The 16,817-nt window shown below is 71.2% G+C and carries 11 protein-coding genes and 2 pseudogenes; 7 read left to right on the top strand and 6 right to left on the bottom strand.

The genetic code is table 11. The features are described 5' to 3' along the window. Positions 1-195: 195 nt before the first annotated feature. From P3T39_RS00595 to P3T39_RS00620, 6 genes and pseudogenes are all read right to left on the bottom strand, one after another. Positions 196-618, bottom strand: coding sequence for a hypothetical protein (locus P3T39_RS00595; RefSeq protein WP_280695210.1), 423 nt, complete (start codon positions 616-618; stop codon positions 196-198). A gap of 266 nt (positions 619-884) precedes the next feature. Continuing rightward, the gene (locus P3T39_RS00600; protein ID WP_280695211.1) at positions 885-1,712 is read right to left on the bottom strand and encodes a tyrosinase family protein; all 828 of its coding nucleotides are present in this window, start codon (positions 1,710-1,712) and stop codon (positions 885-887) included. Positions 1,713-1,795: 83 nt separating this feature from the next. Beyond that, positions 1,796-2,203, bottom strand: a complete 408-nt coding sequence (locus P3T39_RS00605) for a tyrosinase cofactor (RefSeq protein WP_280695212.1) — start codon at positions 2,201-2,203, stop codon at positions 1,796-1,798. A 401-nt stretch (positions 2,204-2,604) separates the two neighbouring features. Next, positions 2,605-2,691: pseudogene (locus P3T39_RS00610) on the bottom strand (HAD family hydrolase); the annotation flags it as partial. 94 nt (positions 2,692-2,785) lie between these two features. After that, positions 2,786-3,882, bottom strand: a pseudogene (locus P3T39_RS00615) (dihydrofolate reductase family protein). A 122-nt stretch (positions 3,883-4,004) separates the two neighbouring features. Then, positions 4,005-4,589 carry a pyridoxamine 5'-phosphate oxidase family protein gene (locus P3T39_RS00620; protein ID WP_280695213.1) on the bottom strand — a complete coding sequence of 195 codons (585 nt, stop codon included), beginning with the start codon at positions 4,587-4,589 and terminating at the stop codon, positions 4,005-4,007. Between the two features lie 136 nt (positions 4,590-4,725). Here P3T39_RS00620 and P3T39_RS00625 point away from each other — a divergent pair, with 136 nt between their 5' ends. The 7 genes from P3T39_RS00625 (at position 4,726) to typA (ending at position 16,661) form a co-directional block, all read left to right on the top strand. After that, on the top strand, positions 4,726-5,538 hold the full coding sequence (locus P3T39_RS00625; RefSeq protein WP_280695214.1) for a methyltransferase domain-containing protein: 813 nt from the start codon (positions 4,726-4,728) through the stop codon (positions 5,536-5,538). Between the two features lie 224 nt (positions 5,539-5,762). Further along, on the top strand, positions 5,763-5,915 hold the full coding sequence (locus P3T39_RS00630) for a hypothetical protein (RefSeq protein ID WP_280695215.1): 153 nt from the start codon (positions 5,763-5,765) through the stop codon (positions 5,913-5,915). Positions 5,916-5,925: 10 nt separating this feature from the next. Continuing rightward, entirely contained in the window at positions 5,926-6,321 is a 396-nt protein-coding gene (locus tag P3T39_RS00635) for a (deoxy)nucleoside triphosphate pyrophosphohydrolase (protein WP_280695216.1), read from the top strand. A gap of 429 nt (positions 6,322-6,750) precedes the next feature. Further along, on the top strand, positions 6,751-9,414 hold the full coding sequence (locus P3T39_RS00640) for a SpoIIE family protein phosphatase (protein ID WP_280695217.1): 2,664 nt from the start codon (positions 6,751-6,753) through the stop codon (positions 9,412-9,414). 420 nt (positions 9,415-9,834) lie between these two features. Then, complete coding sequence (locus P3T39_RS00645) at positions 9,835-12,282, top strand: SpoIIE family protein phosphatase (RefSeq protein WP_280695398.1); 2,448 nt, start codon at positions 9,835-9,837, stop codon at positions 12,280-12,282. 184 nt (positions 12,283-12,466) lie between these two features. After that, positions 12,467-14,542 (top strand): ABC transporter family substrate-binding protein, encoded by a 2,076-nt coding sequence (locus P3T39_RS00650; RefSeq protein ID WP_280695218.1) that lies wholly within the window; start codon positions 12,467-12,469, stop codon positions 14,540-14,542. A 250-nt stretch (positions 14,543-14,792) separates the two neighbouring features. Next, entirely contained in the window at positions 14,793-16,661 is a 1,869-nt protein-coding gene (gene typA / locus P3T39_RS00655) for a translational GTPase TypA (RefSeq protein ID WP_280695219.1), read from the top strand. The last annotated feature ends 156 nt before the right edge of the window (positions 16,662-16,817 follow it).

Consider the following 16,817-nt stretch of genomic DNA (forward strand, 5'->3'; position numbering starts at 1 on the left):
TGCGACCGTCGTAGGCCATCGCTGGCCAACCAAGAAATGCCTGGTCGGAGGCGTGATCGACCTCTCGCCGCAGGTCAGGTTCGGCCGTCATATGTTCCGCTTCAACGTCTGACGCCGCACTTCGGTGATCCGGCGGATGCCGGATCAACCGGATCAGAAGGGGGCCGAGTCCATTGGGACTCGGCCCCCTCGGGGTCAGCGCACGTGGACGGACGTGACCTCGGTGGTGCGGGCGACGTACGGGTGGCCGCCCTTCAGGCCGTCGACGCCGTAGAGCACACCACGGAACTGCAGAGTCCCTCGGTGAGTGGCCTTGACCTGCGCATCGACCCTGGCATCACGTACGTTGACGTACGTGATGGGGCCGCACTTGACGGTGTGCCAGGCACCGTGCGTGCCGACGCGCTCCTGCGCGCACAACTTGCCGAAAGGCACGCCGTCGTCGCCGGCGTCCCCCTTGAGGTGGATGCTGTGGCCCAGGCTCACGGTGCCCGGTGACACCTTGAGCTCGGCACTGCCCTTGGCGAGCGCGGGCGTCACCGCGACCGCGAGCGAGGCCACGCCCAGTGCGCCGACCACGGCCATACGTGCCGCGCTGCGCTTCAGACGGTTTGTCATCGATATCTCCCCCTGTGAGTCCGACAGTTCGGTCCGCGCGCCGCACCTCGGTTTCCCCCTCGGCGCGGGGCGCTGTCACGAGCAGGCCACAGCGTACGGCAGTTCGACAGGAGCGGCCGGGCAGTGGCGGGTCCGGCGGCCTCGTGAGACGAGGCAGAGGCCGTACCGGGTAGGACGAGGAGGGAGAGTCCGCAGTTGCGTTCGAACGGCTGATGATTCGCCAAGGAGCTCGGTGTGCCCAGCCGGTGCACCCGTGTTCGGTGCGTCTAGAAGCCGGTGTCGTAGGTGTAGAACTTGGTGTGGTCGAGCAGGTCGGCCGGGGTGACGTTGTTCCACGGCTTCATGGTGTCGTTGAGGTCGACGACGTCCGGGGTGTTGCCGGTCGGCAGGTAGCCCTGGCCGGGGTGGCGGGACTGCCACTCGGCCCACAGCTTGTCGATGAAGCAGTGGTGCAGCCAGAAGGCCGGGTCATTGGGCGACATCCCGGTGGCCATGTGGCCGCCGATCCAGACGTGGACCCGGTTGTGCAGGTTGACGCCCCGCCAGCCCTCGAGGTTGTTGCGGAAGCCGTCGGAGGAGCTGTTCCACGGGGCGGCGTCGTAGGTGGCCATGGCCAGCACGGAGTCGGCCTCGGCCTTGGTGGGCAGTGCGGCGACCGCTCCGCCGAGGTTGCGGCGCAGGTAGGAGCGGCTGTCGGGACGGACGGTGAGGGCCCACTTGCCGCTGCTGAACGCGAACGGCCCCGTGGTGACCTGGCCGTCGCTGCTGCGGCCGGTGCCGCCCAGGAAGTCGGCGCCCCAGAGCGAGGAGTTGGCGGTGCGGTCGGCCGTCCAGTCCCAGTAGGGGAGGTTGACGGCGGGGTTGATGCTCTGGAGTTCCTGCTCGAACTGGAGCAGGAACCTGCGGTGCCAGGGCAGGAAGGACGGCGAGCGGTGTCCGGTCCGTTCGCCGTTGTCGGTGTCGCTGACGATGAAGGTGTTGTGGGTGCTGACGAAGGAGTCGTAGCGCCCCAGGCGCTTGAGCTCCAGGACGGCGTCGACGAAGTCGCGCTTCTCCTTGGCCGTCAGGGTCGCCTGGTTCTTACGGACTGCCATGGGTGATCCTCTTGGGTTCGTGCTGTCAGGGGCCGGGTGGTGGCTCGGTCGCTGTGCGGCTCGGTTGCTCGGTGGTTCGCGGCTCAGGTGAGCGGGAGCAGCTCGGCACCCTGGAGATCGAGTACGGCGGCACGGGCGAGCGAGCGCGGCGTGGCATGGGTCTGGTAGTGGTTCACCACGCTGATCCAGGTGCCGTCGGCGTTGCGCATGACGTGCAGTTCCTGACCGTCCACCAGAACCTGGTAGCCGCCGCCGTGGTGTCCGCTGTGGTCACTGCCGTGCCCGGCGGCCAGCGGCCTGCCCTGGATCCGGCGGCCCTGGTACACCTCGTCGAACCCGTCGCCGGCGCCCGGGTCGGCGGCCACCGCGGACTGCCCGTTCGGCCCGGTGAAGCCGATCACGGCCGTACCGACGGCAGCGGTGAGCGCGACGCCCGCGCCCTGCAGCATGCGACGCCGGGTCAGCTCGGACGAGCTCCCGCGATCGGGCATGGCGCTGTTTTCGGACATGGCTGAGTACCCCCCTGTGATGGTTGCCTGAGTGACGGATCGCCGGCCCGGCAGGTGTGTGCCGAAGACGTGTGCGAAAGATCGGGATCCGTGGACTCATGCTTACAGAACGGGCAAGACTGCCGGAACGGCCGATCGGCGGGGGTTGGGCGGTTGTCCATATTTCCGGACATGCTGCGCCGAATGTTGCATCCTGCACCAGTCAAGGACTTCTCTGAAGATGGTAATCAGAAGTGCATTTGACGGCATATTTTTCGGCAAAATGCCTGCTTGGCAGGAAATTATTCGGCAGCTACGCGCGTCATGTGACCGGCCTTACGGTTCCAGGATGGCGTGAAGCCGCAGGTCCGGGCGGCTGGAAAGGACTTTGCGGACCTCGGCCCGTCGAGGCCGTCGGCCGTCGCCCAGCGGCACCGGCAACGGTCCACCACGGCATCGGAGTTGACCAGGATGCCGTCCGTGTCGAGCAGGAGCGCGCGGGCGCCGAGGGTGGTCGGCGCGGCGCTGGGCGTACGGGCTCCTCGGGTGGCTTGGCCGGTTCTGTTCCTCAGGGGTGGGGAACGCTCAGCCGAGCAGATGGGCATTGACCGCCCGCGCCGCTTCGGCCAGTTCGGGCAGTTCCACGATCGTCACTCCGGCCGAGATGAGCAGCGCCGTCCCCTGGCAGGCGGTCACGAAGAGATCCGGCTCCCGCCAGGCGACGACCACCCGGGGGATGCCTGCTGCGATGATCAACTGGGCGCAGGTGCGCGGCCGGGAGGCGCGCTGCCCGCAGGGCTCCAGCGAGCTGTAGATGGTCGCGGTGCGCAGTCGGGGATCGTCGGCGGGCAGCTTGGCGAGCGCGGCCTCTTCGGCGTGGTTGTGCGCGTCGATCTCCCGGCTGTAGCCCTCACTGAGCACCTCGCCGTCGGCGCCGACGAGCACTGCGCCGACGGAGAAGGCGGTCTTCGACGGCGGGCAGAGCCGGGAGAGTTCGACGGCGCGGGCGAGCCACTGCAGATCCTCGGGTGCGGTCATGGGCTGGTCTCCTTGGGGGCGTACCGGAGCAGGACGACATCGCCCACCGTACGCGCCTCGACCAGCCTCATCCGCCGGGTGGGCCCGCCGGGATAGTCGGCCGGACCGGCGAAGCGGGGTGCGTCGCACTGGCCGACCAGCAGCGGTGCGACGGCGAGTTGCAGCTCGTCGGCGAGCCCCTGGGCGAGGAACTGGGTGTGGACGCTGCCGCCGCCCTCGACCATCAGCCGCCCGACGCCACGCGCGCCCAGGTCGTCCAGAACGGCGCCGAGTTCGACGTTCGCGCCGAGGCCGACGACCTCCGCCAGTCCGTCGAGCTCGGCGCCGAGCCGGGCCGCGGCAGCGTTCGTGGTGTAAGCGAGCTTCGCGCCGCCGGTGTGCCAGAAGTTGAGGTCGGCGGTGAGTGAACCGCTTGCGCTCAGGGTGACCTTGAGTGGGTACTCGGGCTTGCCTGCGGCGACCCGGTCGGCCCGTCGGGTGGCGGAGTTGACGAGCAGCCGGGGGTTGTCCCGGCGCAGGGTGTTGCCGCCGACCAGGATGGCGTCGCAGCCCGCCCGCAGCTCGTCCACCCGGTCGAAGTCCGCCGGGTTGGAGAGCAGCAGACGGTCGGGCGAGGCGTCGTCGAGGTAGCCGTCGACGGACATCGCGGCGCTCAGCAGGACGTAGGGGCGGCGTGCGGCCACGAGGAGTCCCTTCCCTAGGAGTGGTGCCACGGTACGGCCCGGCGGGTGCTGTCCGCCCATCGGCCCGGTGCGGCGGGGACGGGTCAGGCCGCCCGCGGCGGCAGGGGGAGCGGGAGGGCGGGCAGGCCGTCGATGCTGGTGCCGACGTGGTCCTTGCCCTCGCAGTATGCCGAGAACTCCTCCTCGCCCTTGCGTTCGAAGTACTCGGAGTGCAGGCTGCGGTCCTCGCGGTAGTCCATGAACGGGACGGCGAAGCCGCAGGAGTCGCTGACCCGGTCGGCCCGCACCAGCACGATCGCGCGCAGCCCGGCGCCGTCCACGGACGGGTCGAAGTGCGCCAGCAGAGCGCCGAAGCGCGAGTCGTCGCGGAAGACCGCCTCGCCCTGCCCGTGCACCCGCACCACGGTGGGCGGCCCGGTGAAGGCGCACCACATCAGGGTGATCCGCCCGTTCTCCCGCAGGTGGGCGATGGTCTCGGCGGTGCTGCCGCCGAAGTCCAGGTAGGCCAGGGTCAGTTCGTCCAGGACGGCCAGCGTCCCGGAGCGGCCCTTGGGGGAGAGGTTGACGTGCCCGTCCCCGGCCAGCGGGGCGGTGGCGGTGAAGAAGACCGGCTGACTCTCGATGAACTTCCGCAGGCGGCCGTCGATGCGTTCATAGGTCTTTCCCATGCCTCCGATTGTGACTCTCCGACCTCGGGGGCGGGAAGTCGACAGTACGTGCGTCTCGACATCGGAGACGGATCTTCTCGTTGAGTGAGACATGCGCGTACCCTCGGAGCAGTCGCCGGAGCGAGGGGAGCAACTGATGGCGGATCGTCAGGTCGTCTATACGCACGGGTATCAGGAGCCGGTGTTGCGTTCGCACCGGTCGCGTACGGCGCAGAACTCGGCCGCCTACCTGCTGCCCGAGCTGCGGCCGGGGCAGGTGCTGCTGGATGTCGGCTGCGGCCCCGGCACGATCACCGCCGACCTGGCCGAACTGGTCGGTCCGAGCGGCCGGGTGGTCGCGGTGGACGCCTCCGCCGAGGTGCTGGAGCAGGCCGCCGCCCACGTGGCCGGCCGGGGGCTCTCCAATGTGGTCTTCGAGTCCGCCGATGTCCACCAACTGCACTATGTCGACGGCGAGTTCGATGTCGTGCACGCCCATCAGGTGCTCCAGCACGTCGCCGACCCGGTGGCCGCGCTGTGCGAGATGCGCCGGGTCACCGCCCCCGGCGGGGTGGTCGCGGCCAGGGACTCCGACTACGCGGCGATGACCTGGTACCCCGAGGTGCCCGAACTGGCCGAGTGGTTGGCGCTGTACCGGCGGATCGCCCGCGCCAACGGCGGCGAACCGGACGCGGGGCGCCGACTGCTGTCCTGGGCGCGCGCGGCCGGCCTGGAGGACGTCCGGGCCACCTCCGCGACCTGGACGTACGCCACGCCCGAGCAGCGCGCTTTCTGGGGCGGCATGTGGGCGGACCGGGCGGTGAGGTCCACCTTCGCCGAGACCGCCGTCGCCAAGGGGTACGCCACCCTGGCGGACCTGGAGCGGATCTCGGCGGGCTGGCGGGCCTGGGGCGCCGAGCCGGACGGCTGGTTCGCCGTCCTGCACGGTGAGGTACTGGCTCGCGTCTGACGACCGTGCCGACCCCGGACCTGCGGCGGGGCTGCGCCCCGTACGGCCTTCGGGTGGCGAGGGGTGCGTGCCCCTGACGCCGGTCCCCGGCGCCCTGCGCGTGCGGCCTTACCTGCTGTTAACCGGCCACGTACCCATCGGTAGCAGGGCCTGCATAGCGTCGGGAGCAGTACCGCAGTCCCCGGCCCGCCCCCCACCGGGCCGGGGGCAGTACCGTCCCCGGTATGGAGACGTACCGGGTGATGCGCCAGGACGACAACGGCAACCGCCTCGTGGTCGCCAAGGGCCTCGGACGTGCCAAGGCCGAGATGCTCGCGGCCGAGTTCGAGGCTCGCGGGCACAAGCAGCTGTACTGGGTCGAGACCGAGCCCGCATAGGGTCGGCGGCATGGAGATGCAGATCGTCGTCGGCGGGGCCCTCATCCACCAGGGCCGGGTACTGGCTGCCCGGCGCAGTGCGCCGCCCGAGGTGGCCGGTCTCTGGGAGTTCCCCGGTGGCAAGGCCGAGCCGGGTGAGACCCAGGAACAGGCGCTGGAACGCGAGCTGCACGAGGAGCTGGGTGTGCGCGCCCGCGCGCTGAGGCAGTTGCCGGGTCGGTGGCCGATCCGGGCCGGTCTGGAGCTGCGGATCTGGGCCGCCGAGCTGCTCTCCGGCGATCCGCAGCCGCTGGAGGACCACTCCGAACTGCGCTGGCTCGGCCCGACCGAGCTCGGCGACGTGGACTGGCTCGAACACGACCGCGAGATCCTCCCCTACCTCGCCCGTCTGCTCGCCGAGTCCTGAGTGCCCGCCGAGTCCTGAGCGCCCGCCGGGTCCCGAGCGTCCGCCGGGTTCCGGGCGGTGCGCCGACGCGGTGCTGCCCGGAGCCCCGTGCCCCGAGGCGGTGCCGGCCGGACCGGGGCATAGCCCGGGTAGACCAATCGGAAAAGACGACTCGGCTGCCGGGATACCCTGGCCGTGTGGTGGGTATGTCACTGTTCGGCAGCATTCGTCACCATAGGTGAGGTGACAACCAGCCATCCGTACCCCGGTGGTCCGCCGGGGTGCGCAGCCCGAGAGCCGGAGGCCCCGTCCGTGTCGAGTACGGGTAACGGCGAGGGAGCACGGCAAGGCCAGGGGCTCCCCCGACGCGGTCCCTCTGCGGCGGACTTCGGGAGCGGTACAGGCCGGGGACTCGGCAGTGCCGCCGCCCGCGCCCGCCTGCGCCGCCGTATGCCGTCGCCCGCGCCGCCGCGCTCCGCCCAGCAGGCATCCCGCTCGCCGTCGCCCGCCCCGTCCTCGCCCGCGGGGCCCACCCGCCACCGCGATGCCATTCCCTCCGCACCCGCCTCGCGCGGCCGTCCGACCGCCCCGTTCCCGGGCAAGGCCGCCCCACCCGCCGCCCGGTTCGGCCAGCACACCCAGCACACCCAGGGCAGCCTGTTCGACGTGGTGAAGGTGGCCATCGCGATCCTGGACACCTCGGGCCGGGTGGTGCTGTGGAGCCCGGCTGCCGAGGACCTGCTCGGCTGGCCGAGCGAGCTGCTGGTCGGCCGCCGGATCGAGGAGCTGGTGAGCGACGAGGAGATGGTCGCCCGCACCCGGGTCGCGCTCCAGGACACCGTGCGCAGCGGCAGCTGGCACGGGCTGGCCGAGCTGCGCCACCGCGAGGGCCGGCTGATCGCGGTCGAGGCCCGGATCTCGCTGCTGGTGGACGGGGACGGTACGCCGTTCCTCCAGGTCGCGCTGGCCGACGCCGGTACGCTCCAGGCGGTCGAGCGCGATCTCGCGGTCAGGGACGCGCTCTTCGAGCAGTCCCCGCTCGGCATCGCGATCCTCGACACCGACCTGCGCTACACCGCCGTCAACCACACCCTCGCCGAGATGAACGGTGTCGCCGCCGAGGAGCACGTCGGCCGCACCACCGGGGAGACGCTGCCGGAGCGTGCCGCCGACGAGATCACCACGATCCAGCGGCAGGTCCTGGCCACCGGGGAGCCGGTCGTCGACGTCACCCTCGCCGCCCCCATCACCGCCCGCACGGGCTTCCGGTCCATCTCCTACAGCCGGATGACGGACCGTTCGGGCAAGGTCCTCGGCATCTCGGGCACCGTGATGGACGTGACCGAGCGGTACCGGGCGGTGTCCAAGGTCGAGCACGCCCGGCGCAGGCTCTCGCTGCTCAACGAGTTCGGCTCCCGGGTCGGCGATCTGCTGGACGCCTCCAGGATCGCCCAGGAGCTGGCGGGCGCGGTCGTCCCGAGGCACGCGGACTACTCGGCCGTCATCCTGCTCCAGGCGGTGGCCCACGGCGACGATCTGCCCAGGCACGGCCACGACCGCCGGACCTCGCTGCTCCAGCTCGGCACGGCCTCCGTGCAGGACGGCCCCGAGGTCGAGGTGATGCTCCGTCGGGGCGCCAGGATCACCTTCGCCGAGGACTCCGCCTTCGGCAGGGTCCTGCGCAGCGGAGTCCCCGAACTGCTCTCCGGACCGGACGAGCTGAGCGACCTGTCCTACCCCGGCGATCCGAAGCTGCAGGCGGCGCACGACCTGGGCGTGCACTCCCGGCTGGTCGTCCCGCTGCGCGCCCGGGGCATTGTGATCGGCCTGCTGGTGGTCAGCCGGGCCGGGTACCGGGAGGGCTTCGACCGCGACGACCTGGCCTTCACCGTCGAACTCGCCGACCGGGCGGGCAGCTCGCTGGACAACGCCCGGCTGTACGCGCGCGAGCGCACCGCCGCGCTCACCCTCCAGCGCACCCTGCTGCCCCAGCAGGTCCCGCAGCCCACCGGGATCGAGGTCGCCTACCGCTATGTGCCCGGCAGCAGCGGCACCGAGGTGGGCGGCGACTGGTTCGACGTCATCCCGCTGCCGGGCGACCGCACCGCGCTGGTGGTCGGCGACGTGATGGGCCACGGCCTGCGGGCCGCGGCCACCATGGGGCGGCTGCGCACCGCCGTCCGCACCCTGGCCGGTCTCGACCTGCCGCCCGAGGTACTGCTGCGGCACGTCAACGAGCTGGCCGACGACCTGGCCCAGGGCCCGGACGAGGCGCTGCTCGCCACCTGCGTGTACGCGGTCTTCGACCCGGCGACCGGACGGCTGACCGTCACCAAGGCCGGGCACATCCCGCCCGTCCTGATCGTCCCCAAGGACACGGCCGAGGACCCCGCCCGGATCGGCAGCCCGCTGCCGGGCGGGGCGGGGCAGGTGGTGGACCTGCCCTCCGGTGCGCCGCTCGGTGTCGGCGGCGTCCCGTTCGAGTCGATCGAGCTGGAGATCCCCGAGGGCAGCCTGCTGGCCCTGTGCACGGACGGTCTGGTGGAGTCCCGCGACAAGGACCTCGACGTGGGGCTCGACCGGCTGATCGGCGTCCTGGAACAGCCGTACCCGTCCATCCAGCAGGCGTGCGAGGCGGTGCTGGCCACCATGGAGCAGGGGCGCGAACCGGACGACGTCGCGCTGCTGCTGGCCAGGCTCGGCCGGGGCCGGACCGGTACACCGACGGCGGGCTGGACGCTGCCCGCCGAGCCGACCGCCGTCTCCCGGGCTCGCCGCCTGGTCCGGGGCACCCTGACCGAGTGGTCCATCGAGGAACTCACCGACACCACCGAGCTGCTGGTCAGTGAGCTGGTCACCAACTCCGTCCGGTACGCCAGCGCCCCGATCGGCGTCCGGCTCACCCTGGGGGACACCCTGCTGGTGGAGATCTCCGACCCGCTGCCCGACCCGCCCCGCGAGCGGCACGCCGCCGAGGCCGACGAGGGCGGCCGGGGCCTGGAGCTGGTCCGCCGGCTGGCGCTGCGCTGGGGCACCCGCACGGAGGGCATGGGCAAGGTGGTCTGGTTCGAACTGGCGGCCGGCGAATCCGAATCCCCCGGGTCTGCGGTGTAGCAGGTCATCCGGAGTTCACCAATGAACGTAATTCCGCCACAACTCGGCATGATCTTGTCAGATATGAGCGGCATTCAGGTCGGATAAGCTCAATGCGCTTGACCCGAGAGCACTGATTCGACTGAGCTGCTTGGTTCGAACAGTCGCCGCCGGGTAAGGACCCCGGGGCGGGCCCTCCCTCGATTCGATGTTGTGATGTTCGAGGGCGTGTGCGCGCGCTCCGGAATGATGAATACTCGGACTTCATCGACATCCGGATGGCCACGGGTTGGAGGGGTCGGTCCGTTGGACAGCATCCCGGCGCCGAACGCGCCGAGCAGCGGCGCTCATGCTGCCGTGCCCGGGCAGCCTGGCGTCCCGACTGCCCGGGGCAGGGACCGCAGCGCGCCCGGCAGCTGGGGTCACACCCAGCCGGGCTCCATCTACGACTTCGTCCGGGTCGCCACCTTCGCGATCGGCCCCGACGGGCGGATCAGCCAGTGGAGCGGCCGGGCCGCCGAGTTCTTCGGCGTCCCCGCCACCGAGGCGGTCGGCAGTGACCCGATCACCACCTTCGTCCCCCGCGAACTCTGGCAGCGCGGCCGCGCCCGGCTGGAGCGCATCCTGGGCGGCGAGGAGTGGGTCGGCACCGCGCCCTACCGGGGTGCCGACGGCAGCGAGGGCCTCGCCGAGCTGTACGCCATGCCCGACGCGCTGCCCGGCACCGGCACCGGCACACCCGACGCCGCCGGCGCGACCTGTCTCGCCGTCGACCTCGGACGGCTGCGCCGGATCGAGACCGACCTCGCCGCCTCCGAGGCCGTCTTCGGACAGACCCCCACCGGCTTCTTCCTCTTCGACAACGAGCTGCGCCTGCAGCGCGTCAACGACGCCTTCGCCGCCGGCGTCGGCCTGCCGCCCGCCGAACTCCAGGGCCTCACCCCGTACGACCTCTTCCTGCCCGGCGAGGCCGAGCGGCTGCTGGTCGCACTGCGCAAGGTGCTCGACGGCGGCGGGCCGACCGTCGACCTGCGCTTCACCGGCGCCGTCCCGCGCACCGCCAGCGTTCCCGCCCCGACCGGCAGCCGGCGCGACGGCGGCCGCCGCTGGGCCATCTCGCTCTACCGGCTCACCGGCTCCGCCGGGCACCCGATGGGTGTGGCCGGGCAGGTCACGGACGTCACCAGCCGCCATGTCGCCGAGCGGGAGGCCGCCGGCGTGCGCCGCAGCCTCGCCCTGCTGAACGAGGCCAGCAGCCACATCGGCTCCACCCTCGATCTGGAGACCACCGCCAAGGAGCTGCTGGACGTGATCGTCCCGCAGTTCTGCGACCTGGCCACCGTCGACCTCTACACCGCTCTGCTCACCGGCGACACCGGGCCGATCTCCGGCCAGTCCGGGCTCTCGGACGGCTGCGGCGAGCTGCGCCGGGTCGCCGTCTCCAGCGTGGTCGGCGGTGCCTCCAGTGTGCTCGGCGCCGAGGGGTCCATGCCGGTCGCCGAGGCCGGCGGCACCCTCTGTTACCCGCGCCGCTCCCCGCACGCACGTGCGCTGCGCACGGGCCGCAGCGTCGTCCCCCAGCCGGGGCCCGACCCGCTGCTGCGCTCGACCCTGGTCGTCCCGTTGGTCGCCCGCGACCAGGTGCTCGGCCTGGTCCAGCTCTCCCGCGCGATCGGCAGCGAGCCCTTCGACGCGCGTGATGTCGCCATCGCCGAGGAACTCGTCGCCCGCGCCGCCGTCTGCGTCGACAACGCCCGGCTCTACCGCCGCGAGCACGAGCGCGCCCTGCTGCTCCAGCGCAGCCTGCTGCCGCCGGGCAACCCGGCCGCCACCGGCCTGGAGATCGCCCGACGCTACCTGCCCAGCAACAACAACACCGAGGTGGGCGGCGACTGGTTCGACGTCATCCCGCTGCCCGGCAGCCGCACGGCGCTCGTGATCGGTGACGTGATGGGCCGCGGCCTGCGCGCCGCCGTCGCGATGGGCCAGCTCCGTACGGCGGTTCGCACCCTCGCCATGCTCGATCTCGACCCGGCCGAGGTGCTCACCGCGCTGGACGAGATCGCCCGCGGCCTCGGCGGCGACGGCGGGCAGGACGGCCGCCCGGGCGAGGAGTCCACCGAGCTCTACCTCGCCACCTGCGTCTACGCCGTGTACGACGCGGTCAAGCAGCGGTGCATCTTCGCCAACGCCGGACACCTGCCGCCCGTCCTGCTCAGCCCGGGGGAGCCCGCCAGGATGCTGGACGTCCCGCCGGGGCTGCCGCTCGGCGTCGGCGGCGAGCCCTTCGAGGAGGTCTGGGTCGACCTGCCCGACGGCGCGATCCTCGGCCTCTACACCGACGGCCTGGTGGAGTCCCGCAAGCACCAGCTGGACGAGGGCCTCCGCGCCTTCCGCACCGCCCTGACCGGCGGCTCCAAGGAGCTGGAGAAGCTCTGCGACCAGGTGCTGGACGAACTGATCCCGCACCACGGCGAGGACGACATCGCCCTGCTGATGGCCAAGGTGCAGAGCCTGCCCGAGGACGCGGTGGGCGACTGGAGGCTCCCCGCCGAACTGACCTCGGTCGGCAAGGCCCGCGACCTCGCCTGCGGCTGGCTGCTGACCCGGGGCCTGGACGAACTGGTCGACACCACCGAGCTGCTGGTCAGCGAGCTGGTCACCAATGCGCTGCGGCACGGCCGGGGCGAGATCAGGCTGCGGCTGCTGCGCGATCGCACGATGGTCTGCGAGGTCTGGGACGACGGGTACGCCCAGCCGAGGCAGCGCCGCGCCCAGGAGACCGACGAGGGCGGCCGGGGCCTGCAACTGGTCAGCCTGCTGGCCGAACGCTGGGGCAGCCGCCGGACGCCCAACGGCAAGATCGTCTGGTTCGAACTCGCCCTGTAGCCCTTCGGCCCTCCTCGGCTCCTCGGGCATTCTCGGGCCTCCTCGCCCTGTCTGTCGTACGTAGGCCGGGAGGGTGCTTCCCGGCGGCCGGCTCGCCGTGTCGCCCGTGCGCGGGTCCGTATGTGTCTTTCAGTGGTGGTCCACCCTGATCCTCGGATCAACTGACCATCAGCCGGAGAAGTGCATGCGCGTCAGCCAGCTCACCGCCGCCGCCCTCGCCTTGCTGATGAGCACCGCGTTGACCGGGTGCTCCGACGACGGGGACCCGTCGCCCCAGGCCGCCGCCGACCTGGTCCGCGTCGACCGGGCCGAGATCCGCGAGGGCGGCACCCTGCGCTGGGCCGTGGACGCCGTCCCGGCCACCCTCAACGTCTTCCAGCCGGAGGCGACCCCCGACTCCGACCTGCTCGCGCAGGCCCTGCTGCCCTGCCTGTTCCGGCTGGACGAGCACGCCCGTCCCACTGCGGACCCGGACTACCTGGTCGCCGCCGCCTCCACCGCGGCCGGGAAGAACCCGCAGACCGTCACCTACCGGCTCAACCCCAAGGCCGTCTGGAGCGACGGCACCCCGATCTCGGCCGCCGACTTCACCGCCCAGTGGCATGCACTCGCCGGCACCGACCCGGCCTTCCACAGCGACCACCCGGCCGGATACGCCGCGATCGACTCCGTCACGCAGGGGGCGGACGCCCACGAGATCAAGGTGACCTTCAAGCAGCCGTACGCCGCGTGGCGGGCCCTCTTCAGCCCGCTCTACCCCGCCCCGTCGATCAGCACCGCGGACGCCTTCAACCAGCCGCTCGCCGAGACCCTGCGCGTCTCGGCAGGTCCGTTCACCGTGCGCTCGTACGACCGCAACGCAGGCAGGGCGGCGCTGGTCCGCAACCCCGACTGGTGGGGCGACCCCGCGAAGGCCGAGGAGATCGACTTCCTGGCCACCCCGGCCGCCGACCGTCTGGACGCCCTCGATCAGGGCAAGGTGGACATCGCTCCGCTCACCGCCTCGATCGACCGTGCCCCGTCCGACCGGCCCGCAGCCGCCGACACGTCGGCCTCGGCTACCGCGTCCGCTTCGACCTCGTCCTCCGCGTCCTCGTCCGCGTCCGCTTCGACCTCGTCCTCCGCGTCCTCGTCCGCGTCCGCTTCGACCTCGTCCTCCGCGTCCTCGTCCGCGTCCGCTTCGACCTCGTCCTCCTCGTCCGCGTCCGCGTCCGCTTCGACCTCTCCGTCCGGTTCCGGGTCTCCCTCGTCGGGCTCTCCTGCCTCTCCTGCCTCTCCTGCCTCCCCTGCGTCTCCCGACTCTCCCGCTTCGCCCAAGCAGAGCCCGGCCGGTGCCGCGGCCACAGCGAAGTCGGGGAAGCCCGCTGCTCCGCCGGAGGCCGCCGGGGTCGTGGACGCCTCCGTCCAGGCCCTGCGGCGCGCCGAGTCGCTCCCCGGACTGACCCTGCACCGCGCGGCCGCCCCCGCCTTCACCCAGCTCACCCTGAACGCCGCCCGGACCCCCCTCAACGACCCCTCGGTGCGCCGCGCCGTCGCCCGGGCCGTGGACCGGCAGCGGATCGCCACCGCGGCCCTCGGCCCGCTCGGCATGCCCGCCGTAGCGCTGGGCAACCACCTGCTGATGGCCGACCAGGAGGGCTACCAGGACAACAGCGTCGCCGCGGCCGGTGGCGGCACGGTCGCCGGCAAGCTGCTGGACAACGCGGGCTGGCAGCGGACCGACGCGGGCCGGGCCAAGGACGGCAAGCAGCTCAGCCTCGCCCTGCTCATCCCGGACGGCTCGGCCATCGCCCGTCGTGCCGCCGACGCAATCACCGCGAACCTGGCGGAGGTCGGCATCACGATCCGTACGACGCCGGTCCCCGTCGACGGCTTCGTCAAGGACCACCTGGCCACCGGTGACTACGACCTGGCGCTCTTCTCCTGGCCCGCCTCGGGTCACCCCGGGGCCGAGGAGCGCGCCCTCTACGCCAAGCCCCAGCCGGGCCCCGACGGTGTGCCGGTGGTCGGCCGCAACTACGCCAGGATCGGTACCGAGGAGATCGACCGCCTCTTCGACAAGGCCGCCGCCGAACTCGACCCCACCGCCCAGCGCAGGCTGCTCCAGCAGGCGGACGCCCGGATCTGGCAGCTGGCCCACTCCGTTCCGCTCTACCAGCGCCCCGACCTGGTCGCTGTCCGCAACACCGTCGCCAACGCGGGTGCGTACGGCTTCACCACCCCGCGCTTCCAGGATCTGGGCTTCCGCCAGGGCTCGTAGGGCCCGGTGCGGAGCCCGCGCCCCGAAGGACTCCGAGGCCCCCCGGAGCGTGAGCAGATGATCTTTCAGCGCCCGTTTCGGTTTCGTTGGGTAGTTCCACGTACCATAGGAGGAAGCCGTGGCATGTCAACGTGCCCGGCGGGTGGACCGGTAGTAGCAGGCGGAACGGGCGGCGGCGATCAACAGGGTCGCAAGTCGGCGTCACGCAGCCGGGCGCCTCAACCCACGATTCCGGGAGAATCCGCTAGGCATGCCCACGCGCAACGACATCCGTAACGTCGCCATCGTCGCCCACGTCGACCACGGCAAGACCACCCTGGTCGACGCCATGCTGAAGCAGGCCGGCGCCTTCGCCGCCCACCAGCACCTCGACGACCGCATGATGGACTCGAACGACCTGGAGCGCGAGAAGGGCATCACCATTCTCGCGAAGAACACTGCGGTCAAGTACCACCCCAAGGAGGGTGGCGCCCCGATCACGATCAACATCATCGACACCCCGGGCCACGCCGACTTCGGTGGCGAGGTCGAGCGCGGTCTGTCGATGGTGGACGCGGTCGTCCTCCTGGTCGACGCCTCCGAGGGCCCGCTGCCCCAGACCCGCTTCGTGCTCCGCAAGGCACTGACGGCCAAGCTGCCGGTCATCCTCTGCATCAACAAGACGGACCGTCCGGACTCCCGGATCGCCGAGGTCATCAACGAGACCTACGACCTCTTCCTGGACCTGGACGCCACCGAGGACCAGATCGAGTTCCCGATCGTCTACGCCTGTGCGCGTGACGGCGTCGCCTCGATGACCAAGCCGGAGGACGGCACCGTCCCGGCCGACAGCGACTCGCTGGAGCCGTTCTTCTCGACGATCCTGGAGCACGTCCCGGCCCCGACCTACGACGAGGACGCCCCCCTCCAGGCGCACGTCACCAACCTGGACGCCGACAACTTCCTCGGCCGTATCGCGCTCTGCCGCGTCGAGCAGGGTGAGCTGCGCAAGGGCCAGCAGGTCGCGTGGATGAAGCGTGACGGCTCGATCCAGCAGGTGAAGATCACCGAGCTGCTGATGACCGAGGCGCTCACCCGCAAGCCGGCCGAGGTGGCGGGCCCCGGTGACATCTGCGCCGTCGCCGGTATCCCCGACATCATGATCGGTGAGACCCTGGCCGACCTCGAGAACCCGATCGCGCTGCCGCTGATCACGGTGGACGAGCCGGCCATCTCCATGGTCATCGGCACCAACACCTCGCCGCTGGTCGGCAAGGGCGGCAAGGGCCACAAGGTCACCGCCCGCATGGTGAAGGACCGTCTGGACAAGGAGCTGATCGGCAACGTCTCGCTCCGCGTGCTGCCGACCGAGCGTCCCGACGCCTGGGAGGTCCAGGGCCGTGGTGAGCTGGCGCTCGCCATCCTGGTCGAGACCATGCGCCGCGAGCTCTTCGAGCTGACCGTCGGCAAGCCGCAGGTGGTCACCAAGATCGTCAACGGCAAGACCCACGAGCCGGTCGAGCGGATGACGATCGACAGCCCCGAGGAGTACCTCGGCGCGATCACCCAGCTGATGGCCGTCCGCAAGGGCCGCATGGAGACCATGACGAACCACGGCTCCGGCTGGGTCCGCATGGAGTTCATCGTCCCCTCGCGTGGCCTGATCGGCTTCCGCACCCAGTTCCTCACCGAGACCCGTGGCACGGGTATCGCGCACTCCATCTTCGAGGGCCACGAGCCGTGGTTCGGCGAGCTCCGGATGCGCAACAACGGTTCGCTGGTGGCCGACCGCGCGGGTGTCGTGACGCCGTTCGCCATGATGGGCATCCAGGAGCGCGGCACGCTCTTCGTCGAGCCCACCACCGAGGTGTACGAGGGCATGATCGTCGGCGAGAACTCGCGCCAGGACGACATGGACATCAACATCACCAAGGAGAAGAAGCTCACCAATATGCGTGCCGCTTCCTCCGACACCACCGAGAACCTGGTGCCGCCGCGCAAGCTCTCGCTGGAGCAGTCGCTGGAGTTCTGCCGCGAGGACGAGTGCATCGAGGTGACCCCGGAAACCGTGCGTATCCGCAAGGTCGTCCTGGACCAGAAGGAGCGCGGCCGCTCCGCGTCCCGCGCCAAGAAGGGCTGACGCTCTTTCGGTAGTACACCAAGGGCCGGTTGTTGTCCCCCTCAGGAAGGGGGACAACAACCGGCCCTTGTCACTCTCCGTCGTCGACGCGCGTAGCTAAAATGATCTCCGAGATGTCCGGTAATCGTGCGTAACCGACCGTCATTCAAGGCAACT

It is taken from the genome of Kitasatospora sp. GP82 (assembly GCF_029892105.1).
Taxonomy (GTDB): domain Bacteria; phylum Actinomycetota; class Actinomycetes; order Streptomycetales; family Streptomycetaceae; genus Kitasatospora.

What these genes read in the sequence shown, in the direction of transcription:
- P3T39_RS00595 (WP_280695210.1), bottom strand. Translation starts at nt 618, where the DNA reads ATGACAAACCGTCTGAAGCGCAGCGCGGCACGTATGGCCGTGGTCGGC.
- P3T39_RS00600 (WP_280695211.1), bottom strand. Translation starts at nt 1,712, where the DNA reads ATGGCAGTCCGTAAGAACCAGGCGACCCTGACGGCCAAGGAGAAGCGC.
- P3T39_RS00605 (WP_280695212.1), bottom strand. Translation starts at nt 2,203, where the DNA reads ATGCCCGATCGCGGGAGCTCGTCCGAGCTGACCCGGCGTCGCATGCTG.
- P3T39_RS00620 (WP_280695213.1), bottom strand. Translation starts at nt 4,589, where the DNA reads ATGGGAAAGACCTATGAACGCATCGACGGCCGCCTGCGGAAGTTCATC.
- P3T39_RS00625 (WP_280695214.1), top strand. Translation starts at nt 4,726, where the DNA reads ATGGCGGATCGTCAGGTCGTCTATACGCACGGGTATCAGGAGCCGGTG.
- P3T39_RS00630 (WP_280695215.1), top strand. Translation starts at nt 5,763, where the DNA reads ATGGAGACGTACCGGGTGATGCGCCAGGACGACAACGGCAACCGCCTC.
- P3T39_RS00635 (WP_280695216.1), top strand. Translation starts at nt 5,926, where the DNA reads ATGGAGATGCAGATCGTCGTCGGCGGGGCCCTCATCCACCAGGGCCGG.
- P3T39_RS00640 (WP_280695217.1), top strand. Translation starts at nt 6,751, where the DNA reads ATGCCGTCGCCCGCGCCGCCGCGCTCCGCCCAGCAGGCATCCCGCTCG.
- P3T39_RS00650 (WP_280695218.1), top strand. Translation starts at nt 12,467, where the DNA reads ATGCGCGTCAGCCAGCTCACCGCCGCCGCCCTCGCCTTGCTGATGAGC.
- typA (WP_280695219.1), top strand. Translation starts at nt 14,793, where the DNA reads ATGCCCACGCGCAACGACATCCGTAACGTCGCCATCGTCGCCCACGTC.